23 protein-coding genes are annotated in these 23,290 nt (G+C 51.7%); 13 read left to right on the top strand and 10 right to left on the bottom strand.

The genetic code is table 11. The annotated features are described in order from the left end of the window. The first annotated feature begins 139 nt into the window (after nt 1–139). From ACZND6_RS10630 to nrfD, 7 genes are all read left to right on the top strand, one after another. A complete protein-coding gene (locus ACZND6_RS10630; protein ID WP_008864573.1) occupies nt 140–289 on the top strand; it encodes a hypothetical protein in 150 nt (49 codons plus the stop codon). A 102-nt stretch (nt 290–391) separates the two neighbouring features. Then, nucleotides 392–1,096, top strand: coding sequence for a 4Fe-4S dicluster domain-containing protein (locus ACZND6_RS10625; RefSeq protein ID WP_008810485.1), 705 nt, complete (start codon nt 392–394; stop codon nt 1,094–1,096). Between the two features lie 21 nt (nt 1,097–1,117). Then, the gene (locus tag ACZND6_RS10620; RefSeq protein WP_008810484.1) at nt 1,118–3,238 is read left to right on the top strand and encodes an aldehyde ferredoxin oxidoreductase N-terminal domain-containing protein; all 2,121 of its coding nucleotides are present in this window, start codon (nt 1,118–1,120) and stop codon (nt 3,236–3,238) included. An 11-nt stretch (nt 3,239–3,249) separates the two neighbouring features. Continuing rightward, the gene (locus ACZND6_RS10615; RefSeq protein ID WP_008810483.1) at nt 3,250–4,047 is read left to right on the top strand and encodes a hypothetical protein; all 798 of its coding nucleotides are present in this window, start codon (nt 3,250–3,252) and stop codon (nt 4,045–4,047) included. 57 nt (nt 4,048–4,104) lie between these two features. Then, nucleotides 4,105–5,151, top strand: a complete 1,047-nt coding sequence (locus ACZND6_RS10610) for a cytochrome c3 family protein (RefSeq protein ID WP_300875954.1) — start codon at nt 4,105–4,107, stop codon at nt 5,149–5,151. A gap of 77 nt (nt 5,152–5,228) precedes the next feature. Continuing rightward, nucleotides 5,229–5,969 carry a 4Fe-4S dicluster domain-containing protein gene (locus ACZND6_RS10605; protein WP_008810481.1) on the top strand — a complete coding sequence of 247 codons (741 nt, stop codon included), beginning with the start codon at nt 5,229–5,231 and terminating at the stop codon, nt 5,967–5,969. After that, the gene (gene nrfD / locus ACZND6_RS10600; protein WP_021867594.1) at nt 5,970–6,917 is read left to right on the top strand and encodes an NrfD/PsrC family molybdoenzyme membrane anchor subunit; all 948 of its coding nucleotides are present in this window, start codon (nt 5,970–5,972) and stop codon (nt 6,915–6,917) included. It begins immediately after the preceding gene. 71 nt (nt 6,918–6,988) lie between these two features. On the opposite strand, the gene ACZND6_RS10595 is transcribed toward nrfD, so the two are convergent. From ACZND6_RS10595 to ACZND6_RS10580, 4 genes are all read right to left on the bottom strand, one after another. Next, nucleotides 6,989–8,134, bottom strand: a complete 1,146-nt coding sequence (locus tag ACZND6_RS10595) for a deoxyguanosinetriphosphate triphosphohydrolase (RefSeq protein ID WP_008810479.1) — start codon at nt 8,132–8,134, stop codon at nt 6,989–6,991. Then, nucleotides 8,131–9,213 carry a 3-dehydroquinate synthase gene (aroB, locus tag ACZND6_RS10590; protein ID WP_008810478.1) on the bottom strand — a complete coding sequence of 361 codons (1,083 nt, stop codon included), beginning with the start codon at nt 9,211–9,213 and terminating at the stop codon, nt 8,131–8,133. Before aroB ends, ACZND6_RS10595 begins: the two co-directional genes overlap by 4 nt. Then, nucleotides 9,210–9,758, bottom strand: coding sequence for a shikimate kinase (locus tag ACZND6_RS10585; RefSeq protein WP_008810477.1), 549 nt, complete (start codon nt 9,756–9,758; stop codon nt 9,210–9,212). The genes aroB and ACZND6_RS10585 overlap by 4 nt, the downstream gene beginning before the upstream one ends. Before the next feature lie 78 nt (nt 9,759–9,836). Next, the gene (locus ACZND6_RS10580) at nt 9,837–10,265 is read right to left on the bottom strand and encodes an EamA family transporter (protein WP_302295608.1); all 429 of its coding nucleotides are present in this window, start codon (nt 10,263–10,265) and stop codon (nt 9,837–9,839) included. A 174-nt stretch (nt 10,266–10,439) separates the two neighbouring features. On the opposite strand from ACZND6_RS10580, the gene ACZND6_RS10575 reads away from it, so the two are divergent. The 3 genes from ACZND6_RS10575 (at nt 10,440) to ACZND6_RS10565 (ending at nt 14,023) form a co-directional block, all read left to right on the top strand. Continuing rightward, nucleotides 10,440–11,156, top strand: coding sequence for an AzlC family ABC transporter permease (locus ACZND6_RS10575; RefSeq protein ID WP_489524644.1), 717 nt, complete (start codon nt 10,440–10,442; stop codon nt 11,154–11,156). After that, nucleotides 11,149–11,478, top strand: a complete 330-nt coding sequence (locus ACZND6_RS10570; protein ID WP_008810474.1) for a branched-chain amino acid transporter permease — start codon at nt 11,149–11,151, stop codon at nt 11,476–11,478. Before ACZND6_RS10575 ends, ACZND6_RS10570 begins: the two co-directional genes overlap by 8 nt. Before the next feature lie 133 nt (nt 11,479–11,611). Then, the gene (locus ACZND6_RS10565; protein WP_008810473.1) at nt 11,612–14,023 is read left to right on the top strand and encodes a penicillin-binding protein 1A; all 2,412 of its coding nucleotides are present in this window, start codon (nt 11,612–11,614) and stop codon (nt 14,021–14,023) included. Between the two features lie 115 nt (nt 14,024–14,138). On the opposite strand, the gene ACZND6_RS10560 is transcribed toward ACZND6_RS10565, so the two are convergent. Together ACZND6_RS10560 and ACZND6_RS10555 are read right to left on the bottom strand one after the other, a co-directional pair. Continuing rightward, nucleotides 14,139–15,401, bottom strand: a complete 1,263-nt coding sequence (locus ACZND6_RS10560; RefSeq protein ID WP_008810472.1) for an ammonium transporter — start codon at nt 15,399–15,401, stop codon at nt 14,139–14,141. Further along, nucleotides 15,398–15,736 carry a P-II family nitrogen regulator gene (locus ACZND6_RS10555; protein ID WP_008810471.1) on the bottom strand — a complete coding sequence of 113 codons (339 nt, stop codon included), beginning with the start codon at nt 15,734–15,736 and terminating at the stop codon, nt 15,398–15,400. The genes ACZND6_RS10560 and ACZND6_RS10555 overlap by 4 nt, the downstream gene beginning before the upstream one ends. Nucleotides 15,737–16,052: 316 nt before the next feature. On the opposite strand from ACZND6_RS10555, the gene ACZND6_RS10550 reads away from it, so the two are divergent. Next, entirely contained in the window at nt 16,053–16,760 is a 708-nt protein-coding gene (locus ACZND6_RS10550) for a dihydrofolate reductase family protein (protein ID WP_008810470.1), read from the top strand. 85 nt (nt 16,761–16,845) lie between these two features. Here the strand turns inward: ACZND6_RS10550 and ACZND6_RS10545 are convergent, their stop codons facing one another. Next, entirely contained in the window at nt 16,846–17,811 is a 966-nt protein-coding gene (locus ACZND6_RS10545) for an NAD(P)-dependent oxidoreductase (protein WP_270208761.1), read from the bottom strand. 19 nt (nt 17,812–17,830) lie between these two features. Beyond that, nucleotides 17,831–18,298: a MerR family transcriptional regulator gene (locus ACZND6_RS10540; RefSeq protein ID WP_008810467.1), complete on the bottom strand. Its 468-nt coding sequence runs from the start codon at nt 18,296–18,298 to the stop codon at nt 17,831–17,833. Nucleotides 18,299–18,796: 498 nt separating this feature from the next. On the opposite strand from ACZND6_RS10540, the gene ACZND6_RS10535 reads away from it, so the two are divergent. Beyond that, nucleotides 18,797–19,417 carry a hypothetical protein gene (locus ACZND6_RS10535; protein WP_050749091.1) on the top strand — a complete coding sequence of 207 codons (621 nt, stop codon included), beginning with the start codon at nt 18,797–18,799 and terminating at the stop codon, nt 19,415–19,417. Nucleotides 19,418–19,630: 213 nt separating this feature from the next. Then, on the top strand, nt 19,631–21,091 hold the full coding sequence (locus tag ACZND6_RS10530; RefSeq protein ID WP_021867590.1) for a flavocytochrome c: 1,461 nt from the start codon (nt 19,631–19,633) through the stop codon (nt 21,089–21,091). A 100-nt stretch (nt 21,092–21,191) separates the two neighbouring features. On the opposite strand, the gene ACZND6_RS10525 is transcribed toward ACZND6_RS10530, so the two are convergent. Both ACZND6_RS10525 and ACZND6_RS10520 read right to left on the bottom strand, forming a co-directional pair. Then, the gene (locus ACZND6_RS10525) at nt 21,192–21,995 is read right to left on the bottom strand and encodes a 2,3-bisphosphoglycerate-dependent phosphoglycerate mutase (protein ID WP_008864932.1); all 804 of its coding nucleotides are present in this window, start codon (nt 21,993–21,995) and stop codon (nt 21,192–21,194) included. 87 nt (nt 21,996–22,082) lie between these two features. Next, nucleotides 22,083–22,775: a hypothetical protein gene (locus ACZND6_RS10520; RefSeq protein ID WP_008864931.1), complete on the bottom strand. Its 693-nt coding sequence runs from the start codon at nt 22,773–22,775 to the stop codon at nt 22,083–22,085. Between the last annotated feature and the right edge of the window lie 515 nt (nt 22,776–23,290).

The following is a 23,290-nucleotide window of genomic DNA, read 5'->3' as shown; positions in this document are numbered from 1 at the left end:
TTTGTCTTGTTCGGATAAGACGGGATTAAATTTACGGGTACGACCGGCCATGAAGTTCCTCCATTCATGGTCTTATTATACTTCTTTTTCTAATTAGATAACGTAATTTTAGAATTTTTTACTAGCTGCGGAGAACAAAATGACAACCAGATTCAAAGAAGTAGTTTACGCAAAGGCTCTCTCACGTGAGCTTCCCTCGGTTGTTTTCTCCGCCACAGAACCGATCCTTCTCACTCGCTGGACAATCAAACCCGTCGGCAGCGACGGCTGGTCTGTTGCCCGAATCTAATCTCTGCACCACAACGGACTCGCAGGGTCTCTCCTAGCTTCGTCCCTGCGTTCTCTCTCTGCGACAGTCTCTGTCGTTCCTCCATCAGGAGAAATTGAAATCATGTTTGATCTGAAAGACCTAATGTCTCGGGTAAATCTGCCCCAAGACATTACTCGACGCGGCTTCCTGCAGGTAGCTACCGTAACCGCAGCATTTGCTGCTATGAATCAATCCCGCGCGCAGACCGGCGCTCAGCCCTACATTATTTTGGAAACTCCAAAGGGCTTAATCGTCGGCGATCCCTCTCTCTGCGTCGACTGCCAGCGCTGCGAAATGGCTTGTACCGAATTTAACGACGGTAAGAACGACCCGGTTCTGGCTCGTATTCGTATCGGCCGCAATATTTGGTACGGTCCGGGCAACCCCGGTGCACGTCCTCTGCAGGGCGTTTGGGGCGACAGCACTGTCTATCAGGACACCTGCCGTCAGTGCGCCCACCCTGTCCCTTGTGCTAATGCCTGCCCGCAGGGTGCCATCCGCGTCGACCCCAAGACCGGCGCCCGCTATGTGGATGAAGACAAGTGCATAGGCTGCGGACTCTGCCAGAAAGCCTGTCCGTGGGACATGATGAGCTTCGACCGCGAAAAACAGAAAGCCAGCAAGTGCTTCCTTTGCGACGGCGAACCGAAATGCGTGAAAGCCTGCCCGGCTGCCGCTCTGACCTATATGCCTTGGAAGGATCGTTCCGGCGAACCCGCAAGACGTCCGACCCACGGCTATCTGCCTGAAGAAAATGCTAACCAGTGCTCGGTCTGCCATGGTTAATTAAATCTCTAAGGAACTGCTATGGACAATATTCAAAAAAGATATGGCTACACCGGTCAGGGCCTGCGTGTAAATCTAACAACCGGCAAAATCACCAAAGAACCGACGTTCCCGAGATTTAAAGACGAAATCGGCGGAACTGCTTTGGGCTACCGTGTTTTCTGGGACGAAGTTCCTCCGAAGACTCAGCCGCTTGATGAAGCCAACAAGCTCGTGATCGCTCCGGGACCCTTCTCCGGATCCGGCGCCCTCTGCTCGAGCCGTACTTCCATTACGACCATTTATCCGACAATCTATCCGATGCCGATGATTGCCTCCGCTCATATCGGCGGCGACATGGCTGCACGCCTCAAACAGGCCGGCTATGACTTCATCATCATCGAAGGTAAATCTGAAAAACCGGTTTACCTCTACATCAACAACGACGAAGTCGAACTGCGCGACGCCAAAGGCATTTGGGGCCAGGGCACCCGTCGTGCACAGCAGATGCTTGCCGACCAGACCTCTCCGATGGCTTCTATCGCCGTGATCGGACCGGCCGGTGAAAACCTCGTTCCGATGTCCGTGCTCATCAGCGCCCGTCAGCATTCCGGCGGCGGTGTCGGCTCCGTCTTCGGATCCAAGAAACTCAAAGGCGTCGTTATCATCGGCGACCAGCCGATCCACATTCATGCCGACAAGAAAGAATGGCAGAAGATCACCGAACGCAACATCGATCTGTTCGGTTCTCTGAACCAGCACGTCGTTCCGTCCGCCCCGAACCCCCTGTTTGAATTCTGGGCCCCGGGCAGCCGCTGGAACGGTATGCCGGGCAACGTTTGGCAGAAAGCCAATCCGCCGATCACGCTCGGTGAAGATATGCGCAGCCCCAACAAGATTTCTTACCGTTGGTGCGCCAGCCAGTTCTTCCTCGGCAAACCTCAGGGTTTGAAGATTCAGGTCCGCAACAACGGCTGCTACTCCTGCCCGCTGCGCTGCTACTCGATCGTTGAAGACGAAGAAGCTGCTGCCCGCTATCACATCAATAAGATGACCGAACAGACCTGTATGTCTCTGTACTTCGGCCGCGTGATCTTCCCGAAGATTGCCACGAAACGCGACCTGCCGGCAGCCCGTCAGGCTTCCATGGTCGGCATCCAGACAATGGACGACCTCGGCGTATGGTGCAACTACGGTCAGCTTCACCGCGACTTCAAGAAGATGTACGTCAAGGGCCTCTGGAAGAAGGTTCTTCCTGAAAAGGAATACAACTCCATTCCTTGGCAGAAGATTGAAGACTGCGACGCTTCCTTCCTGCAGGATTTGTTCCAGCGCATCGCCTATCGTCAGGGTGAAATGGGCAAGTGGCTCGGCGAAAGCACGCCTTACATGCTTGGTCACTTCGGCATCCCCGAATCCGACTGGTCCACAGACAAATCCACAAACTACTGGGGTCTCGGCCATCCGAAACATCACGCCAACGAAGACGACGGTCAGGTCGGCGTGGTTCTGAACTGCCTCTACAACCGTGACCCGATGTGCCACGGCACCGTGAACTTCACACGCAGCGGTCTGCCGATCAATGTGAAGAAACAGATTGCCGAACACTTCTGGGGAAGCGGCGATGCCGTCGACGAAGTCGGCGACTACACGCCTACCAATGAAGCCAAGATGCGCCGTCTGCGCTGGATCATCTGCCGCAAAGAACTGCACGACATGCTCGGTCTTTGCTCTTGGATGGCTCCGTGGGTTGTGTCTCCCAACAAGTCCGAAAACTACATCGGTGACGATGACATGGAAGGCAAGGTTTATCGCGCCTTAACCGGCAGAAATACAACTGCTAAGCAGCTTGATGACGCCGGCTTCCGCGCCTTCACGCTGCATCGCGCCTACACCATGCGCGAAATGAATGAAGTCAATATGCGCAAGAACCATGACTTCTATCCGGCCTGGATCTTTACAGATGCCAAGGACAAACCGGCATTCACGAAAGGCACGATCCGTATGGATCAGGGTGACATTGAAAAGAGCTTCGATATCTTCTTCAAGCTGATCAACTGGGATCCCGCCACCGGCGCCCCGACCGAACAGGCTTACAAGGATATCAATCTCGAATTCGTTATCCCTGTCATGCAGAAAGAAGGCTTAATCCCCGGAAAATAGAGTAGTAAATTATGAATCACCCTGAAGCCAACTCCGCAATGGATGCCGCCCAGCTCAAAGCTGACATCGTCCTGCTGATCGATCTGATTACCGAACACAGCCGCAAGGTTGAACTGGTAACGCACGAAGACCTTCAAGACGAATTCCTCAGTAAGGCTCCCCTGCAACAGCCCATTCCCGTTTCTCAGATCAAGGCCGAATACGAAGCCATCCCGGAAATGGAAAGAAAGCTGCGCAATAAGGCCGACGACAGCCCCGAAGAGAAAGAGCGCAGACGTCTGATCTCCCGCAGACAGATGTTCGGTTCTCTCTTCAGTGGCGAATTAAGTCTTGCCGACCTTAAGGAAGAGCCGGCGGAAGCTGAGTCCGCACCCAGAGAGATCACGCCGGAGTACTTCGAAACCGTTTTAGCCGAAGTACTCAAAGGTCAGTACGGCATTGAAGATCTCACGAGCTGGGATAGCAAGCACTATTACCATTTCTCTCCGCTGCTTTCTGCCTCGTACGCCAGACTGCTTTCTACGCAGAACAATCCTTACGAGCAGATTTTGGACACGGTTCGCGAAAGTTCCCGCGTCTATCCGCGTCCCGTCGGAGTGTTCACCTTTGAATTTGCGCCCTTCCGAATCGATCCGACCGTGATCCAGGATGTCCTCGATCGAATCGCTGAAGATCCCAACGCCAAAGACATTCGGGTGACCGTGACATCCGCCGGAACCGTGTATCTCTACTCTTCAACTTACCTTGAAGATGCTATGGCGGACTTCCTCGCGGAGGAAATGGATCAGGGCGAAGCTCAGATGCTCTAGTAAAGACTCCCGGCGGAACGCCTCGAACGGGCCGCCGACATAAAGGTGCAAAATACTATGCTTACCAAAATTACAACGTTAACTCTCTCCTGCCTGGCAGCGATCGGTTTTTCTGCCGCCTGTGCCGCAGAAGGTTCTTACAACGTTAATCAAATCAACATCCCCGAAAAACCTAAGTTCATGGCTTCTCTCGGTATCGCTAAGGATGCCAAGCCCGATCTGACCAAAGACCAAAAGACCCAGCTCGCCGGCAAGGCATACCATGAAAAAGCCGATCAGCACTTCATGAGCGTCCATGCTCAGAAGGGCGTGAGCTGCAACACCTGTCACGATCCGAGAAGTCTTGACGGCGTCGCCTGGATGGCCGTTGTGAACAAACCCGTCATCCGTCAGACCTGCCAGGACTGCCATACGGTTCAGGCCGATGTGTTTGCGCACACCGATACACATGACAAGCTCGACTGCATTGCCTGCCATATGCCGAACGTTGCTTCTGCCGCCGACTATTCGACCGATCAGAACGCTGCCGGCCCCAAGGCTCTGCGCCGCATCCATACTTACAAGATCCTTGTCGACCCGAAGGCCTCCTCTATGGTTGAAGGTGAAGTCAAGGTCGGTAAGGACGGCACGGCCAAAGGCTATGTCATGGCCAAGGACGAAGACGGAAACGGATACGTTGACCTGATGTGGAGCTGCGCACGCAACACGCCTGCCGACTACACAGTCTTCGAAGGCAAAGGCTGCCATAACCCGGCAACGTCCAAACTCGACGAAGGCCTGATCTATCAGGATCAGAAAGAGGTCTACGGCGAAACTCTGAAGTGGCAGACTCCGATCAAGGAAGGCTACAAAGAAATCGCCGGAGCCATTCCCCGCATGAGAAAGCTTCTTGAAGTTACTCGTCTGAGCCCAGCCGACCAAACCGACGCCAGACTTCTTCTCGACAAAGCCGACCAGATTGCAACCATGATTAAGAAAGACGGTTCCTGGGGTATGCACGCCCAGAACTATCTGCTTGACCAAGTTAAGACCGCACAGGCTTATCTTGCCAAAGCCCAGCAGATCATGGACAAGGGCGGTTACAACAAGATAGCAACAAAATAAAGGAGTCCGGGGGAGCGTCTTTGGGCCGCTCTTCCGAGCTCCTATAGCGCGGATTTATTCCGCCGAGGAGATACATTGTGAGTACCATCAACAGGCGAACTTTCATTAAGGGCACGACTGCCAGTTCTCTGTTCGTTCTCACGCTGGCCGGCTGCTCTGAGAAAAAGAGCGCTCCCATTAAGAGTGCTCAGGCTCAGGGAGTAACGCAAGGTTCTGCCAAGCCCCACTATGTCATGGTCTTTGACCAGAACAAGTGCGTCGGCTGCGGCGAATGCAAAGAAGCTTGCGCCGAAACCAACAAGACACCTGCCGGTGTGTTCCGTCTGGCTTTAGAGCGCCAGAACGGGAGAGAACCCGGAACGGCTTGCCCGTACTGCGGAAAAATCGAGCCCTGCGACTGCGAACGCAAATATGTTCGTGTTTCTTGTCAGCAGTGTCTCGATGCGCCCTGTGTTCGCGTCTGCCCGACACAGGCAGCTCACCGCGATCCGGAAACCAACATCGTGACGATGGACCCGGACAAATGCGTCGGCTGCAAATACTGCATCGCCGCTTGCCCGTACAACGTCCGCTTTATCAACCCACAGACCCGCGTTGCTGAAAACTGCGACTTCTGTCTGCATACCAAATTGGCAAAGGGCGAGGATCCTGCCTGCGTCTCTAAGTGCCGTTACGGTGCTTTGGCGTTCGGCGATCTGAACGATCCGAACTCTTACGTCGCCAAGCTGTTAGACGTGAAGGATGCCGTCCGGGTTCGCACCTATCTTGGTACCGAACCGAGTCTGCGTTACATCCCGGTGATGAAGGAGAAAATTTAAATGGACGGAGCCATCAACTTTACAATAGGTTTATCCGAGGGCATCGCATGGCCCTGGCCAATTGCCGTCTATCTGTTCTTAGCCGGTATCTCGGGCGGTGCGGTTGCCGTTGCCCTTATGCTTAATTTCTTTAGGCATAAGACGGAAACAACGCCCATCATCAAATCTGCAAGCATTATCGGTCTGGCAACCATCCTGCTCGGTATGCTCTGCTTAGTACTTGACCTGACCAATCCTCTGTACTTCTGGAGAATTCTGGTCTACTACAACCCGACGAGTGTGATGAGTATCGGCGTCATGCTGCTGCTCTTCTATATCCCGCTGGTTGCAGTACTTATGGTGATGTCCTTTGCAGATACCTTCAGCAAGTGGCCGCTGTTAGGCTGGGTTAAACCGGTCTGCGACCGGCTGGAAAAATTCCGCGTCTGGATCAATGCCGTCGTCATGGTGCTGGCGATTGCCATCTGCGCCTACACCGGCTTCCTGATCTCTGCGCTGATCCGTTTCCCGCTGATCAACACGGCTGTTCTTCCCGCTCTCTTCGTTGCGTCCGGTATTTCCGCCGGTATGGCTGCCACTAAGATTTTGGCCGCCTGCTGCTTCGGAGCTCGCGAAGAAGATCCCGACATGCATGCAATGCACCAGGCCGAATGGCCGGTCATGGCAACCGAGGCTTTCTGCCTGTTCATGATCGCCATTGCCCTGCTCTCCGGCAACGAATCTGCCAAACTTGCCTTCAGCGCTTTCACAGACGGCATCTGGGCAGTCGTCTTCTGGGTCGGTGCCGTCGGTATCGGTTTCGGTATCCCGCTGATCGCGTCTCTCATTGCAGGCAAAAATACCGAGTCCAAGGTTTCCTTCTACTTTGCAGGAACCTGTGCGATCGCCGGCATGATGTGCTTGCGCCTGTTCATCCTCTATGCAGGACAGATGAACACCATCGTTTAAGCGCGATCAACTCATAAAATTTCAGCCTGTTCTCCTCTCGAGAATCGGCTGATTTTTTTTGCGCTTTTAAATCAGATTTCGAAAGCCGGATTCAGCACCCGGTTAAATTCTAAGACCGCATATCGATCGGTCATGCCGGCGATGTAATCAGCCACCGTCCGCTCCACACCGTAACGCTTAGACCGTTCTTGGTAGAGCGGCGGCAGCAGTGCCGGTGTACGGGCAAAAGTTTGATAGAGCTGAGTAATCATGTTGGCGGACTTTTCTACCGCCCTCAAAACGCGGTAATGGCGGTAGAGCTTGTCCATTAAAGTGCTCTTCAAAATCCTCATTTGAGCCTGGGCCTCTTTCGAGAAGGAAATCAGCGGCGTCTTCAAAGCCCTGACATCATCCGGAGACTTCGGCTGTGCGGCTTCAATATTGGCCCGACTCGTGGAGACCAAGTCATCGACCATGTAACCGATCAGCCGCCTCACCACTTCCTTTTGCTTGCGGCGCTCCTGAATATCCGGATATTCCGCATCGACTTGCGCATGGTATTCGGCGTACAGCGGAACGTTTTCGACGAGGTCTTTTTCATCGAGGTAGCCAACGCGCAGGCCGTCATCGATATCGTGCGTGCTGTAGGCAATCGCATCGGCAATATTGACGAGCTGCGCTTCAAGAGAAGGCTGCTCGCCTTTCAAGAAACGTTCGCCTAAAGCGCCGAGGCGCAGGGCGTTTTCCCGGCTGCAGTGCTTCAGAATCCCTTCTCGGGTCTCCCACGTCAGATTCAGTCCGTCAAAGTTCGGATACTGATCCTCCAGCAGGTCGACGATTCGCAGCGACTGAAGGTTGTGTTCAAATCCGCCGTGATCAGCCATGCAGCGATCCAGCGCCGTTTGGCCGGAGTGGCCGAAGGGCGTGTGGCCGAGATCATGCGCCAGTGCAATGGCTTCCGTTAAATCGGGATTGATCTTCAAAAGCGTCGCGGTTGTGCGGGCAATCTGAGCCACTTCCAGCGTATGCGTCAGGCGCGTGCGGAAGAGATCTCCTTCGTGATTTACAAAGACCTGCGTCTTGTATTCCAGTCTGCGGAAAGCGGAACTATGGATGATGCGGTCGCGGTCACGCTGAAACTCGGTACGCGACGTACTGCTCTTTTCCTCAATCGCTCGCCCTCGAGAGTTTGCAGAACTACAGGCGTAATCCGCCAGTTCAAAACCTTCCGTAATCATGGCTCATATCCTTCTTCCAGAAGGGCTTCCTTGATCAGGCCTTCGGGAACCTCTTCGATCACCGTTGTTCCGATCGCGACCGGCAGAATAAAGTGGGGAACGCCTTTGGTGCTCTTTTTATCACCTTTCATCGCCTCAATCGCTTTTGAGGCACTGATGCCAGCAATGCGGACTGGCAGTCCTGCTCGATGGATCAAATCTTGAATCCGCTTAACATCCCCACAGTTGATTTTGCCCTGCTTTTCAGCGGTCACTGCCGCCAAAACGGTGCCCACAGCCACCGCTTCACCGTGCAGCCACGTGCCGTAACCGGTGAGCTTTTCAATGGCGTGACCGAATGTGTGACCGAGATTCAGTTTGGCGCGTTCGCCCTTTTCTTTTTCATCTCGGGAGACGACGCCGGCCTTAATCTCGCAGGATCGTCCGACCACTTCGGCCACCGTCTCGGGGTCGAGCGCCCTTAACTTCTCCATGTCACGCTCGAGCTCTTCGAAATAAGTTTTATCTGCTAAGACACCGTGCTTAATAATTTCCGCAATGCCGGCGCCGATTTCTCTTTCCGGCAGAGTACGCAAAAAGTCGGAGTCGGCAATCACGGCTTCGGGCTGGTGAAAAGTGCCGACTAAGTTTTTTCCTGCCGTCATATTCATACCGGTTTTTCCACCGACGGAAGAGTCCACCATCGCCAGTAGTGTTGTCGGAACCTGAATAAAGCGGATACCGCGCATATAAATCGCGGCCGCAAAGCCGGCGAGGTCTCCGACCACGCCGCCTCCGAGTGCAATTACCACTGACTTGCGATCTGCCCCCATCGAGGCAAGTTTTTCAAGAATTGCCGAGACACTGCCCCAGTCTTTATAAGCCTCGCCGTCAGGCAGGACGACCGATTCCGTGCGGCACATCCCATTGCAAAGATCGGTAGCCTTTTTTAGATAGAGCGAACCAACCGTAATATTGGTGGCGATGAGACAGCTGGAAGGGTTGAGTCGTTTCAATTCCGCCGGGAGCTCTTTGATCACGCCCGACCCTAACTTAATGGTGTAGGAGTGGCCGGGAACTTTGACTTGTACTTCTTTCATTCTTGTTCTTTAACGAGTTGGTGTTGATGGATGCTGTTGAGGAGTTCTTGGGCCGCGCGTGCTGCCTTCATTCCATCCGTCTCATAGGAGATATCGGCAACTTCCTCGTACAAAGGTCCTCTTTCCTGCAGCAGACGGCAAATCTTCTCCATCGGATCCGCGCATTGGAGCAAAGGCCTATCAGTGCCCTGAGTGCGCCGGAAACATTCTTCAGGACTGACTTTAAGGTGAACTGCGACAGCCGGAGACGCTTTCAGTATTTCTCGGTTTTCTTCACGGGTCACAACTCCGCCGCCGGTGGCAACGACCATATCGGATGCTTTCGCATATTCCTGCAGAAGGCGGGTTTCCCGGCACCTGAAGCCGGCTTCACCTTCCGTCTCGAAAATGTGAGGAATTGAGACTCCGCAGCGCTCTTCCAGCTCTCGGTCGAGATCGACGAATTTCGTCCCCATTAATGCAGCCAGCGCTTTGCCGATCGTCGACTTCCCGGCGCCCATCATTCCGACGAGAAATATCGTTCGGTTCGGAGGTTGTACTGCCATATAGCTCCTTTGCTTTACTCAGCTGCGAATGTTCTAAATTTTAGCAACGCGCTTTCAATCCTGAGGATCAATCGCTGATCATTTGATCAGGAAAAACAAACCGATACAGCAAATGACGACGCCGAGTAATTTCCGTCCGGTAATCGGTTCGCCGTAAAACAAGAATCCTATGAACAGCAAAAGGATGGCAAGAGCGATATTAGTCACCAAAGAAGCCGTGTTGATTTTCCATCCGGCACGATACGTAAGGATGTAGCCGACTTCTAAGGCTACCACTGCCAAACCGAGCGTCGGCGCCGTCCAATTGAGTTTCGAGAGTTCCAGAGAAACGGCCTCTCTCGACTGAGAAAAGATAAAGATCGAAATGCAAACCGCCGCGGCTGTTAAGTAAGTCACGCACAGCGAGAGGAAAGGATTCGCCTGCTCAGGCGTGGACTTAGTACAGATGTTGTAGAAACAGTTTGCCAGCGTGATCAGCGCAATCGGCCAGAATAAATTCCAAAACATAGTGTTCTCAGGCTTTCTTCGGTTCCTCTTATTAATCTAAGGTGCGAGGGCCTCATTCTGCGAACTTACGCCTAGGATCGTGCGTTTTTTCCAGCGTTTCGTTCAATCAAAGTTTTTGCTCACTAAAATGGATTTCTACAAGAAGAATTAGTACGTTAAATCCTAAAAATAGAAATGCAGCTTCAAAGTTCCCTAGTGAAAAACGCCTTTACTGCCTCTATCCCGGTGTGTATGGGTTACATTCCGCTTGGCATCGTGTTCGGCTTCCTTTGCGTTCAAGCCGGAGCTTCGTGGTGGATTCCGCCGATCAGCTCGGTCCTGATTTACGGAGGAGCGGTCCAATACATGATGATTCCGATGCTGGCGGCAGACATGTCGGTTGCTTCCATCGCCTTTGCGACCGCTGTCGTCAACCTTCGACATGTTTTCTACGGTCTCTCTTTATTAGATCGTCTTCATTCCGCCGGTTGGAAAAAATGGCTGATTGCCTTTTTGCTGACCGATGAGACTTACTCGCTTATTACAACAGAGAAGAAAGACGCGCCCATCGACCGCCTGGTTCTGATCGCGCTCTTCGATTATTCATGGTGGATTCTCGGAAGTCTGATCGGCGGCTTGCTCGGCGCGGCCGCTACGATTGAACTGGCCGGTTTCGACTTTGTTCTCACGAGTCTTTTTGCGATGCTTCTCTGCGAACAGTGGCGCGGACGTGTCAACTCTAAACCGCTCTGGGTTGCCTTGATCGGCTATGCCGTCGCTCGCTTTATTGGTGCCGACAATGCACTGGCGATCGCCATTGCCATTTGTGCATTAGGCGCCATCCTTTTTGCCTTCCAAAAGAACCCGCTTCCTAAAGTCGCCCGCTCCGCCGGAGGTTCGAGCCATGAATGATTACGTGTATCTCTTTACAGTGTTCATCGCCATGGGCGCAGTAACCGCAGCCGAGCGCCTTCTCCCGTTTGCCTGCTCCTCCTGGCTGCGCAAACAGCGGTGGGTCGGTGTCGTTGGCGACTTCCTGCCGCTTGCCATTATGGTTCTTTTGGTTTTGCACGCTTCGACCAGTTCGGCACTCGCCAGAGGCGGCCTTCCTGTCCCCGAAGCTGCAGGCGTCTTCCTTACTTTGATTGTCCAATGGTTTGTTAAAAAACCGCTTCTCTCGATCTTTGCCGGAACAGCTGTTTACGTGATTTTGGTCAATAGTCTCTTCGCCTAAGGGCGGTCAGCCGCTACAGTTTGTAACAGTCAGGATTGCGCCCTCATCCGATAAGAGATTGATGAGCGGCGCACTCCTTCGTCCCTAAAAGGTAAAATTAGGCGCTCATACAAACAATTAACGTGAGAATATTGTGGCTGATACCAAGAAAACAACGCCGGCTCGTTCCGCCGACAAATCTCCGAAGAAAGCCCCTGCGCCTCGTAAAGGAGGAAGCAGGCTGTGGGGCTTCTTCAAGGGCTTCGTCGCAACCTGCATTGCCCTCGCTTTGGCCGGCGTCGGTTTAGCGCTTTTTGTCTTCGCCCTCGTTTACTCTCAGCTCCCTCCGATTGACACTGTCGTCGACTACAAGCCGAAGGTTCCGATGCGTGTGTGGACCGCGGACGGCAAACTCATTGCCGAGTTCGGCGAAGAACGCCGCGACTTCGTCACGATTAATGAAATCCCGCCGCTCGTCAAAGAAGCTTTGATTTCTGCAGAAGACGACGGCTTCTACCAGCACGCCGGTATCGAGCCCAAAGGCTTCATTCGTGCTGCGCTGAATAACTTAGCCACGGGCAGAAAGAGCCAGGGCGCCTCCACTATTACGATGCAGGTCGCCCGCAACTTCTTCCTCTCCAGCGAACGAAGCTACATTCGTAAACTCTACGAAGTCGCCATGGCTTTCAAGATCGAAGCGAACCTCAGTAAAGATGAGATTCTTCAGATCTACATGAACCAGATCTTCCTCGGCAACCGTGCTTATGGTTTTGCTGCAGCTGCCCGCACTTACTACGGCAAAAGCCTTCAGCAGCTGACGGCCGGAGAAGCTGCCACTCTGGCAGGTCTTCCAGCCGCGCCCTCGGTTTACAACCCGTTCGCAAGTCCCAAACGCGCCAAGATGCGTCGAGACTATGTGCTCGGCCGCATGAGAGATTTGGGCTATATCTCCGAAGCTGAGTATCAAAAAGAAGTGAATGCTCCGATTCAGACGCGTCTGACCCGTGTTGCCGAACAAGTCGGCACGCCGACCCGCATGAACGAGTCTCTTCATGCCGAGTACGTTGCCGAACTCGTTCGCACGTTAATGTTTGATATCTTCCAGCAGGAAACCTACACCCGCGGTCTGAACGTCTACACCACGATTAATTCGGAAGACCAGGGCTACGCTTACAAAGCTCTCAGAAGCCACCTGCAGTCTTACGACCACAGCCAAGGCTATCGCGGTCCAGAGGCAAAAGTCGATATCAGCGATCCCAAGACACGAGAACAAAACATTTCCAACGCGCTTCAGGAAGCTTTGATTGCCACCGATATGCCGGCGGTTGTCGCCTTAGAAGTCTCGCCGACGGAAGTTAAAGTTCAGATGTCTCACGGCAAAGTCATTTCCATTACGGGCAAAGGCCTGGATTTCGTAAAGAGAGCTCTCCAGCCGAAAGCTAAGGCCGATATCAAGATCGTCCCGGGATCCGTGCTGAGACTTCAGAGCAACAAGGAAGGCTACTGGGAAATCACCCAAATTCCTCAGGCTGAGGCCGCTTTTATTGCGACAGAGTACAACACCGGCGCCATCAAAGCAATGGTCGGCGGCTATGACTTCGCCCTGAATAAATTTAATCACGTCACTCAAGCGTGGCGTCAGCCGGGCTCGTCCTTTAAGCCTTTTATTTATTCAGCTGCGATCGAGAAAGGATTTTCTCCGCAGACAGTCATCAATGACGCTCCGATCGTCTTGGATCCGTCTGAAACCGGCTTTAAGAAGTGGAATCCGAAGAACTTCTCCGGCAAGTTCAGCGGCCCGATCATGATGAAGGACGCCTTGAAGAAATCGCTAAACCTCGTTTCAATTCGAATTCTTCAGGCGATCACGCCTCGCTATGCAGTGGACTTCATCCAGCGTTTCGGCTTTGACTCGGATAAACATCCGCCGCATTTGTCTATGGCCCTCGGTGCCGGATCCGTTACTCCGTGGCAGATGGTGGAAGGCTTCTCCGTTTTTGCCAATATCGGCCGAAGAACCGAGCCGTACTTAATTTCTAAGGTCACCGATGCTTCCGGCAAAGTTCTGATGCAGTCAACCGCAGAAGCAGAAAAAGTCGCCGGAGTTGAGGCGCTTGACCCGCGCAACGCATACATCATGCATCAGATGCTGCACGGTGTCGCCACTTCCGGTACGGCAGCTCGCGCAACCGCTTCGCTTAAACGTACCGACATCGCCGGCAAGACCGGTACCAGTAACGATGCGTTTGACGTTTGGTTTGTCGGGTACGCCGGAGATCAATGCGCAGCCGTCTGGATGGGCTTTGACCAGCCCCGCAGCTTAGGCCGCAGAGCGCAGGGCGCCGGTTTAGCGCTTCCGGTTTGGATTGATTACATGAGAGACGCCATCAAGAACGAACCTAACGTTGTTCGCAAAGCGCCTCCGGGTGTGACCGAAGAAGGCGGCAATCTCTACTACACCAATCGTAAGGATGCTATTCCGAACCTGGGCCTTGATCAACCCGCCACCGATGATCCGATAGGCGCATTGATCCATGACAGCTCAGTAAGGGGTCAGATCTTCTAACCTCTTCTGTTGACGAACAAGGCTAAAGCTCTTCAACAGGAACTTCAGCCTTTCATCTCTGAACGAATCGAGGGCCTTAACGGCCCTCGATTGCGTTGAATGGTTTGCCGGTGAGTTATTCCACGCGTTCGCCGTGCAGACTTAAGTCCAGACCCATCCGTTCTTCTTCCGCAGAGACTCGGATGCCGATCATGACATCAACGAGTTTCAAGAGAACATAGGTAACGATCGATGCGTAGATCAGAGTAGCAATGACGCTTTCTGTCTGAATCCAAACCTGTTCAAGAACCGGCTTCATCGCTGAACCCGTGATCGCTTCAGAGGCAAACACACCGGTCAGGATGGCGCCCGCAATACCGCCGACGCCGTGAACGCCGAAGGCATCCAGGGAATCATCGTAGCCAAGCCAGTGCTTAAGTCGAGTGGCTCCGAAGTAGCAAATAAAGCCGCCGCATAAGCCGATGAAAAGTGCCGGTGCCGGCTCAACGAAGCCTGAGGCCGGTGTAATCGCAACCAAGCCGGCCACCGCACCGGAAATCGCGCCCAACACAGTGAAACGCTTGTTTTCTACATATTCGCAGGCCATCCAAATCAGAGCAGCAGCGGCCGCAGCAATCTGAGAAACCACAATAGCCATCACAGCACGGCCGTCAGCGGCCAAGCCGGATCCGCCGTTAAATCCGAACCAGCCGATCCACAGGAAGCAGGCACCGACCATGGCAAGAATCAGATTGTGCGGGGCCATCGCCTCTTTTCCGTAACCGATACGCTTGCCGAGCATTAAGCAGGCCACTAAACCTGCAACACCGGCGTTGATGTGAACAACAGTACCGCCGGCATAGTCCAACGCACCTGCGGCAGCTAGCCAGCCGTCCGGACCCCAAACCCAGTGACAGATCGGCACGTAGCAAAACAGAGACCAAAGCACCATGAAGAGGAACAGCGCCGAGAACTTCATGCGTTCTGCAAAGGCACCGCACATCAGGGCAGGCGTCAGAATGGCAAACGTCATCTGGAACATCATGAAGAGCATTTCAGGAATGGAACCCTGCATCGTGTTAATACCGATGCCGTGAAGGAAAACTTTGTCAAAGCCGCCGATAAAGAAGTTGCCTTCGGTAAAAGCGAGAGAGTAACCGCAGACATACCAAACAATCGTAATCGAGCAGCAAATTGCAAAGCTCTGCATCACGACGGATAAAACATTTTTCTTTCGTACCATGCCGGCATAAAAGAGCGCGATGCCGGGAATTGTCATAAAGAGCACGAGTGTCGTTGCGACCATCATCCATGACACGTCGGCTGCGTTCATTGCACTTTCTTCCGCCGCCCATGCCGCGGGAGAAAGCAGAGCTAAAAGTAAGGCTGTGACTCTCATAATGCACCTTCCCCTGTTTCACCTGTACGAATACGAACCACTTCTTCCAACGGCATCACAAAAATCTTGCCGTCTCCGATCTTTCCCGTGTTTGCCGCATTGCGGATCGTTTCTGTCGCAATATCGATCAACCCGTCGGGGCATGCCGCCATAATTTGAACTTTCGGGAGAAAATCCACGACGTATTCCGCACCGCGGTACAGTTCCGTGTGGCCTTTTTGGCGTCCGAAACCTTTGACTTCCGTTACCGTCATTCCGGTGATACCGATTTCAGTCAGCGCTTCTCTGACTTCATCGAGCTTGAAGGGTTTAAAAACCGCAAATATGAGTTTCATAAGGGCTCCTGATTAGTTTGTTGTACGATCTCGTGGGATCTAACCATCACCATGCATAATTCGTGCCAACTTCTGAATATCTGAGCCTCAAAGATTCTCACTCTCAGGAAAGAAAAACCCTCGCCTAACCAAGCACCAATTCAGTGCACATTTGACCTAACCCCTTGCGTGAGTTAGGGCTTTTATCTGCGGTTTTTCCTCTTCACTTATGCTCCAACTTGGAGCATACTTAGAATACGGGCGCGGAGCCGCCGCATCCCACCGTACATCCCTTCGGCTCTCGCCCTCTCCACCACGTCAAAAAAGGAGACGCAAAATGAAAATTACCTGCCATATGATCATGTCCGTTGACGGTCGCCTGATTTCCAAATACTGGAGTCCTCTCTACAACGCCTCCTCCAGTGTCACAGAGGTTTATGAAGCCGCTGATGCAAAATTATCCGCAGACGGCTGGATCGTCGGACGCAAAACCATGGCCGAGTACGGCGCTGATGTCGTAGAAGAAAAAGAACCGATGGAAGGCCACAAGACCATGCAGACGAATACGTTCATCGGTAAACGCGAAGGCAGGCCGCTTGCCGTCGTATTCGATATCCAAGGCCGCCTCCACTACAAATCTCCGACCCTTCCCAGCGGCGAACATATCGTTGCCGTCCTCGGAAGCCATGTCACTCGTGCTTATCAGAAAGAACTGGAAGAAATCGGCGTTTCCTACATCATGCGTACACCCGGTTCCAAGCTTGAAGAAACACAGAGTGCCCTCAAACACCTCGAACAGGATTTCAATGTAAAACACATGCTCCTCGAAGGCGGCGCCATTACCTGCGGCAACTTCCTTCAGATGGGCTTGGTTGATGAACTGAGCATGATTGTTTACCCGGGCCTTGACGGTGAATCCGGTCATCCTTCCGTCATTGAATGCCAGGGTGTCGTTGAGCCGCTCAAGAAGAATCGTCTGGAATTAATCGACTGCGAAACCGTCGGTTCCGGCTACGTTTGGCTCCGCTATAACATTCATCGCTAATCGGCCTCAGAGTTAAGCGATTAACACTAAATAAAACCTCGGAAGATTTTCAGCCTTCCGAGGTTTTCTGTTTTTGGATAACCGGTTAGTAGCGGGTCCCCTGGACTACGACATATTTGGCGTCAATATCTTTTTTCAAATAGTTGACGAGGTTATTGGCCGCTGCGAAATTAGTTGCTTTGCTGTTCTCTGCGGTCGAAGTCGCGGAGTGCGGCGTCAGCAAGGCGTTCGAATAACGAGTCAGTACCGAATCCGTGCACGGTTCTTTCGGAAATACGTCAACTGCGCAGCCGCCCAGATGTCCGGAGGCCAACGCTTGAGCAAGCGCTTCCTCGTCAACCACCGGACCTCTGGCAATATTGATCAGAACCGAACCGGCCTTCATCTGAGCAATGCATTCCTCGTTGAAAAGATGAAACGTCTGATCCGTAAGGGGCACCGCAGCGACAACGTAATCACTTTCTTTGAGGAGCTCTTCCATCGAAACGCTTTGCACGCCGTAAGCCGCATCATCAGCCGGATTCGGATGACGACAGAAATAAATTACTTTCATCCCGAAAGGCACTGCGCGTTTTGCCACTTCTGTTCCGATGCCGCCAAAACCGACGAGCCCTAAAGTGCGGTTCTTAGCACCCGGCATTAAGCGGCTGTTCCAGCTGTGGTCATGCATATCGGCGCTTTGCAGATCAACACGCCGCGCAAAGTACAGGATATAAGCCATCACCTGTTCGGCAACCGCGCCTTCAACAAAGCCTTTGGTTCTTGTCAGTCCGATGCCTTCTTTGCGAAGTGCATCGAGATTAATCGCGTCGTAACCGATGCCGTTGCGGGAAATAAGCTTGAGGTTACTTAAACGTGTGAGAAGCTCGGGACGATAGGTTTCTGTTCCGGCAATGATCGCATTGGCGTCTTCTACCACGGGATACAGAACGTCGTCAGGCGCACCGGCGCCGATACCCAGCCTGTTGCGCAGCACAACTTCAAAACCTTCAGACTCTAAATAGTGCTTCGCTTCTTCGCAAAAATCTTTTGTTGTAACGACGACTTTCATTTAAGCTTCGAATTAATAATTAGAACGTTTCTTCAGGACGGCAGATTCGATCGATTTTCTTCTTTATCTTGCGCAGTTTCTTGGGCATTGAAGCCGACGGCAGCTCTTCAACCGCTTCGATACTTCCTAGACGGACAGCCTGTCGGTAGACCCAGTTTTCATACTGAAGGCGCTTTAATGTTTGCTTCTGCCGCTTAAGTTCCTCTTTGAACTTGACTTCTAGGTCGCTCAGGATATCAGCACGATCTTCCAGCGTCCTTTCTCCGGCGTGAAGGAGTTCAATAAAGTGAGATATCTCTTTAATAGACATCCCGCTTTGTTTAAGGCAGTCGATCAGAAGCAAGACTTCGCAGTCTTTTGCTTCAAATTCGCGTGCACCCGAAGCCTTTCTTTTCACGCCGGGGATGAGCCCTTCCTTTTCGTAATAGCGAAGTGCAGAGGGCGCAATATTGAATTTCTTAGCAAGTTCTCCGATGGTGTAGCTCATGATTTTATTTTTCCTAAAGTGCACTTCTTATCCCTGCATTCTACCGACCTTATGGGTTTGAACGGAACTTTACCTTCCTCTCTTGACGCTTTTTTTTGCCTCTAATTAAAAAAATAAATTTCGCTATTCCAATATTGAATAACGTAAAATTTTTATGTATACTTATTCCTGTTCTGAACGAACCGATTGCACCACCACCGCGATATTGCACAAGCAATCTTGGTTATTCAGATTCTGGAAACCGAAACCCTCTGTTTGGGGTTGGAGTAATTGGGGTGCTCCACAAAACCTTACAGATGTTCGAAAGAAGCTTTTTGGGGAAAGCTGGCAACGGTTTTCCGAGCATGATGTTCTCCTGCTCAATGCATCAAAACACCGGCCTGTGTCCTGGCCGGTGTTTTTGTTTGTGCGTCCTGCTTCTTTTTTGAATTGATGAGTCTATCCGGCGCCTCTAGGCGATACACTAAAAAGACATCAACAAAACAACCGGAGAGGAAGATGTTGAGAAGAACATTGTTAGCAGTGTCTGCCGCGTTCTCTGCAGGAGCAGCCTTTGCAGCCGATAAAGTCGGCATTCGTCCCGAAACCGTTCCGAGTTCAGCTGAGTATCCGCGTCTTCGAGCCGGAACCCAGCTCGATCATTTATACGAGTCTATGCTTGCAAACGGATTTGGTATTAAGAATCCCAAAGCATCTTCCGATCTTCCCACCGTTGTCATCGTTTCTGATACGCAATGTCCTTGGTGCTCACGTCTTTGGAATGCAACGATGCCGCTCACCGACAAGGTTAACTTTGTCTGGTATCTGGTTCCCGTTCTAAGAGATCTCAGCATTTCTCAAGCGGCCATGATTCTCTCCTCATCTAACCCTTGGGAAAAATACGGAGAACACGAACTCCACTTCAAAGACGCCGGGTTCAGAGGGTTAAATCCGGAAGGTATCCCTGTCGATCAAAAATATAGAGATGAAGTTTGGACCAATGCAAAAATCGCCCGCTGGTCCGGAGTGACATCTGTTCCGCTCGGTGTCTCCAAAAATAAGGCGGGGAAATATATTCCTATTTTCTCGGGCTCTTCTACAGAACAAATAGAAGAAGTCGTTTTTGGAAAACCTAAATAAGCGATAGATTTAGGGTTATCCTTAAATCCCAATATGAGGGAGGATGGATTGAATGTTTGTAACAGACTCCCCTCCAACTTATTGATAAAACAGTATTAAAATTAACCCGCTAATTCGGTATTTTGGATTAAGGGATGACCCTATCAAAAAAATGCAACTTATCGTAAAATCTCTCCCTGTTTGACAATTACTTGACTCATTCAGGAGAATCGAATGCAAAAAATTCTTTTGGCCTCTTTAGTCTCCGCTGCTTTTGCAATGCCTGCAGTTGCAGCTGAACAAGCCGACGTCGTCATTATCGGCTCCGGCGGTGCAGGCCTCTCTGCTGCTGTTACAGCCCATGACCTCGGCAAAAAAGTTATCGTTCTTGAAAAAATGGCTATGGTCGGCGGCAACACAAACCGTGCAGCCGGCGGTCTGAACGCAGCCGAAACAAAGCCTCAGGCTAAACTCGGAATCAAAGATTCCATCGAGTCTCACTTCAACGACACGATCAAGGGCGGCCACTATCTCAACAACCCCGACCTTGACCACAAACTCACTGACAACGCCAAGTATTCTGTCGACTTCATTAACGACCTCGGCGGCGACCTGAACGACGTCGGCATGATGGCCGGTGCTTCTCAGAAACGCGCCCACCGTCCAACAGGCGGCGGCTTCGTCGGTGCTGAAGTTGTTAGAACTCTCTACAAGGCTTCCAAAGACCGCAACATCGACATCCGTACGATGGCTGACGCTCAGAAGCTGATCGTTAAAGACGGCAAGGTTGTCGGCGTTCAGTTCAAACAGGGCAAAAAACCTGCTCAGATCGTCCACGCTAAGGCTGTTGTTATCGCTTCCGGTGGTTTCTCTGCCAACCAGGCTATGGTCGCTAAGATCGATCCGAAACTGAAAGGCTTCGCTACAACTAACCAGCCCGGCGCAACCGGTGACGGTATCATCATGGGCGAAAAGGTCGGTGCTGCTACTGTTGACATGAAACAGATTCAAACTCACCCGACAGTTGTCCCCGGCAACGGCGAAATGATCACTGAAGCTGTTCGCGGCAACGGCGCTATCCTTGTCAACAAAGAAGGCAAACGCTTCATCAACGAACTCCAGACTCGTGACGTCGTTTCTGCTGCAGAACTGAAGCAGACTGACAAAGTCGGCTACCTCTTCTTCGATAACAGCGTTCGTAAGAGCCTGAAAGCCATCGAAACATACATCAAGAAGGGTCTCGTTACTGAAGGCAAGACACCTGAAGAACTCGCTCAGAAACTCGGCATCAATGCTGACAACCTGAAGACCACTCTGGCCGAATACGCCAAGTTCCAGGCTGACAAGAAAGACGCTCAGTTCGGCCGTGCCGACATGCCGCGTCCTCTGACCGAAGCTCCTTACTACGCAGTTATGGTTACTCCGGCTGTCCACCACACAATGGGCGGTCTGAGAATCAACACTGAAGCTCAGGTTCTGAACCACAAGGGCAACGTTATCCCGGGTCTCTTCGCTGCTGGTGAAGTTACCGGCGGTGTCCACGGCGGCAACCGTCTCGGCGGCAACGCTATGGCTGACATCGTGACATTCGGTCGTATCGCCGGCCGCAATGCTGCTGAGAACCCCACCGGTGTTATCATCCCGCGTGCTACACCTCCGCAGACAGCTGAAAAGCTCGCTCACGAAGCCAAGTAATTCTGAGTAGTTACTAAGACTGCAGCGCCCGTCAGAAATGACGGGCGTTTTGTTTTGTCGGACTCCTGATCCGTGAAAAATCAGAAGTATTGAGTCTGTCTTATTCTTTCTTCACCGTGGACGGCTCTAATACTTTCCTGCAGATCACGTTCATATTTTTGTCAAACTCATACAGGATTGGCTTAGTGTTTTTAATTTCCAATTTCTGAAGCGCTTTCTCATCCAAGTTCGGCTCGATCCAAGCAGACAGGGCTCTGAGGTTGGTACTGTGTCCGACCACAAGAACGGTCTTTCCGGATTTAATCGCCGGGCGCAGCTGATCTGTCCAATACGGACCGACGCGCGCAATCACATCCTTGAGACTTTCAGAGGCCGGTATGACGCGAGGATCCAGATCAGCGTAACGAGGATCCTTGACCGGTGAGCGAGCGTCTGTCACAGCCAAAGAAGGGGGCGGAACGTCAAAACTTCTTCGCCAAATCTTTACTTGATCGTCACCGACTTCTTTAGCAACATCTTCACGTTTCTTGCCTTCGAGATCTCCATAGCAGCGTTCGTTCAAGCGCCAGAATTTTTGAAGCGGAACCCATTGAGCAGACATGCCTTTTTGAGCCAGCTGAGCAGTTTCAATCGCACGATTCAGCTTGGAGGTGTGAACTTCATCGAAATTGACGCCGGCTCCTTTCATAATCTCGCCTGCCTTAACGGCTCCGGCTCGACCTTTATCCGTCAGGTCGATGTCCGACCATCCAGTGAAGCGTTTTTCAAGATTCCACTGGCTCTCTCCGTGCCTGAGGAGTACCAGTTTATAAGCAGCTTCTTCCGCCTGCGCAGCAGGAACAGAGATCAAAAAAGCGGAAGAAAGAAGTGAGGCGGTAACTGCGGTCAAGAAAAGTCTTTTCATTGTTTGCCCTTGGGTTGATTGAGTTATGAGAATATTCTAGTTACTTCAACCAACGGACTCGATTGGCAACTTCCCGCTGGTAGGAGGCTACTCCCATCTAATCTTGACTTGAACCGGCTCCGTGTAAGGCTTTATGACTTGATCGACGGTCCTTTTTTCCCCAGACGGCAGTTCAATGGGTGCGTGAATCGCCTTATCCAAACGCCACGGTATCGCAAAGAAGGGATGTTCGACAAAGCCGGGTGCCATATTGATTACCGCTTCCGACAGCTCGGCAGTGATCCCAGGCTTCCCGATCAACGTATCAGCCATGACGTTTTCTCGGATAGGCGTATTAGCCAAAATTTCGGAATCCATGACCTTCCTGCCCATAGCTCCGCGCATGGTGGGAAAAGAGAACCAGGAATTGATGCGATGATAGTCCCGACCGGCCGGCGCATAGACAATATACGGAAGATCGGCAATGGCACCTAGCGCTACCAGCCAATCCTTCAACCTTATGTTGTCTTGTCGTCTAATGCGTCTGTCGAAAACAAAAAGGGCCTTCCCGCCGTCCTTAAGGTCGATAGAGATGTAGCCGAAGCGAAGTGCATTGACCTTGAGCCTGATATCTCTGGCTAAATCATGATTAACGTCATCCTGACTCGCATTCGGGAAATAAAGCAAACCCGTCGGACAATGCTCCCAGAGATAGCGCAAACGATTAAAGCCAAATTCTTTCCGAGGAACGTTAACTTCTCCTCTCCAGCTGCTATCTTCGACAACGTATCTGACCGCCATATCCTGCTCCTGAAATCAGTTCTCTGAAACTGAATTCTCATCATCTGCGATGCTAAAAATTTACGACCTCTTTCTTACCGCCTTATTATTCTTGAACCTTTTGTCGGCTCGGCGGCCCTCCTTAACACGCGCCGAACCTAGAAAAGCTGAGATATCTCTTCCTTCGAGTCCCTTGTAGAAATCTGAAGAAAAATCTATCTTCAAGACTTAATTTAGACCTTTGTACGTCAAATTTTGTCGCGGTCAAGATATGAAAAGCTTTCAAAACAAGTCATGTTCACTCAATAAGGCAACGTAAGAAGGAATTGAGATTTTGCGTTTCTAGATCTTCATTATTTTAAAAATCCTCAATAAAACATAAAGTTAATGTTGAAGTTGAGGATTTTTTGTGCTAAACTAGATCATTATATATGAAGATCTATCAATGGCAAATCCGAAGCTTCCTCCGATTCTGATTAACAAGGCAGGTTCCGTTTATTACGTTTACACCTATAAAAACGTTTGGGATAGAGAAC

Source organism: Parasutterella sp. (genome assembly GCF_057870745.1).
The sequence above is the reverse complement of the archived record's forward strand: the minus strand, read 5'-3'. Positions and strand labels throughout refer to the sequence as shown.

What these genes read in the sequence shown, in the direction of transcription:
- ACZND6_RS10630 (WP_008864573.1), top strand. Translation starts at nt 140, where the DNA reads ATGACAACCAGATTCAAAGAAGTAGTTTACGCAAAGGCTCTCTCACGT.
- ACZND6_RS10625 (WP_008810485.1), top strand. Translation starts at nt 392, where the DNA reads ATGTTTGATCTGAAAGACCTAATGTCTCGGGTAAATCTGCCCCAAGAC.
- ACZND6_RS10620 (WP_008810484.1), top strand. Translation starts at nt 1,118, where the DNA reads ATGGACAATATTCAAAAAAGATATGGCTACACCGGTCAGGGCCTGCGT.
- ACZND6_RS10615 (WP_008810483.1), top strand. Translation starts at nt 3,250, where the DNA reads ATGAATCACCCTGAAGCCAACTCCGCAATGGATGCCGCCCAGCTCAAA.
- ACZND6_RS10610 (WP_300875954.1), top strand. Translation starts at nt 4,105, where the DNA reads ATGCTTACCAAAATTACAACGTTAACTCTCTCCTGCCTGGCAGCGATC.
- nrfD (WP_021867594.1), top strand. Translation starts at nt 5,970, where the DNA reads ATGGACGGAGCCATCAACTTTACAATAGGTTTATCCGAGGGCATCGCA.
- ACZND6_RS10595 (WP_008810479.1), bottom strand. Translation starts at nt 8,134, where the DNA reads ATGATTACGGAAGGTTTTGAACTGGCGGATTACGCCTGTAGTTCTGCA.
- aroB (WP_008810478.1), bottom strand. Translation starts at nt 9,213, where the DNA reads ATGAAAGAAGTACAAGTCAAAGTTCCCGGCCACTCCTACACCATTAAG.
- ACZND6_RS10585 (WP_008810477.1), bottom strand. Translation starts at nt 9,758, where the DNA reads ATGGCAGTACAACCTCCGAACCGAACGATATTTCTCGTCGGAATGATG.
- ACZND6_RS10580 (WP_302295608.1), bottom strand. Translation starts at nt 10,265, where the DNA reads ATGTTTTGGAATTTATTCTGGCCGATTGCGCTGATCACGCTGGCAAAC.
- ACZND6_RS10575 (WP_489524644.1), top strand. Translation starts at nt 10,440, where the DNA reads ATGCAGCTTCAAAGTTCCCTAGTGAAAAACGCCTTTACTGCCTCTATC.
- ACZND6_RS10570 (WP_008810474.1), top strand. Translation starts at nt 11,149, where the DNA reads ATGAATGATTACGTGTATCTCTTTACAGTGTTCATCGCCATGGGCGCA.
- ACZND6_RS10560 (WP_008810472.1), bottom strand. Translation starts at nt 15,401, where the DNA reads ATGAGAGTCACAGCCTTACTTTTAGCTCTGCTTTCTCCCGCGGCATGG.
- ACZND6_RS10555 (WP_008810471.1), bottom strand. Translation starts at nt 15,736, where the DNA reads ATGAAACTCATATTTGCGGTTTTTAAACCCTTCAAGCTCGATGAAGTC.
- ACZND6_RS10550 (WP_008810470.1), top strand. Translation starts at nt 16,053, where the DNA reads ATGAAAATTACCTGCCATATGATCATGTCCGTTGACGGTCGCCTGATT.
- ACZND6_RS10545 (WP_270208761.1), bottom strand. Translation starts at nt 17,811, where the DNA reads ATGAAAGTCGTCGTTACAACAAAAGATTTTTGCGAAGAAGCGAAGCAC.
- ACZND6_RS10540 (WP_008810467.1), bottom strand. Translation starts at nt 18,298, where the DNA reads ATGAGCTACACCATCGGAGAACTTGCTAAGAAATTCAATATTGCGCCC.
- ACZND6_RS10535 (WP_050749091.1), top strand. Translation starts at nt 18,797, where the DNA reads ATGTTGAGAAGAACATTGTTAGCAGTGTCTGCCGCGTTCTCTGCAGGA.
- ACZND6_RS10530 (WP_021867590.1), top strand. Translation starts at nt 19,631, where the DNA reads ATGCAAAAAATTCTTTTGGCCTCTTTAGTCTCCGCTGCTTTTGCAATG.
- ACZND6_RS10525 (WP_008864932.1), bottom strand. Translation starts at nt 21,995, where the DNA reads ATGAAAAGACTTTTCTTGACCGCAGTTACCGCCTCACTTCTTTCTTCC.
- ACZND6_RS10520 (WP_008864931.1), bottom strand. Translation starts at nt 22,775, where the DNA reads ATGGCGGTCAGATACGTTGTCGAAGATAGCAGCTGGAGAGGAGAAGTT.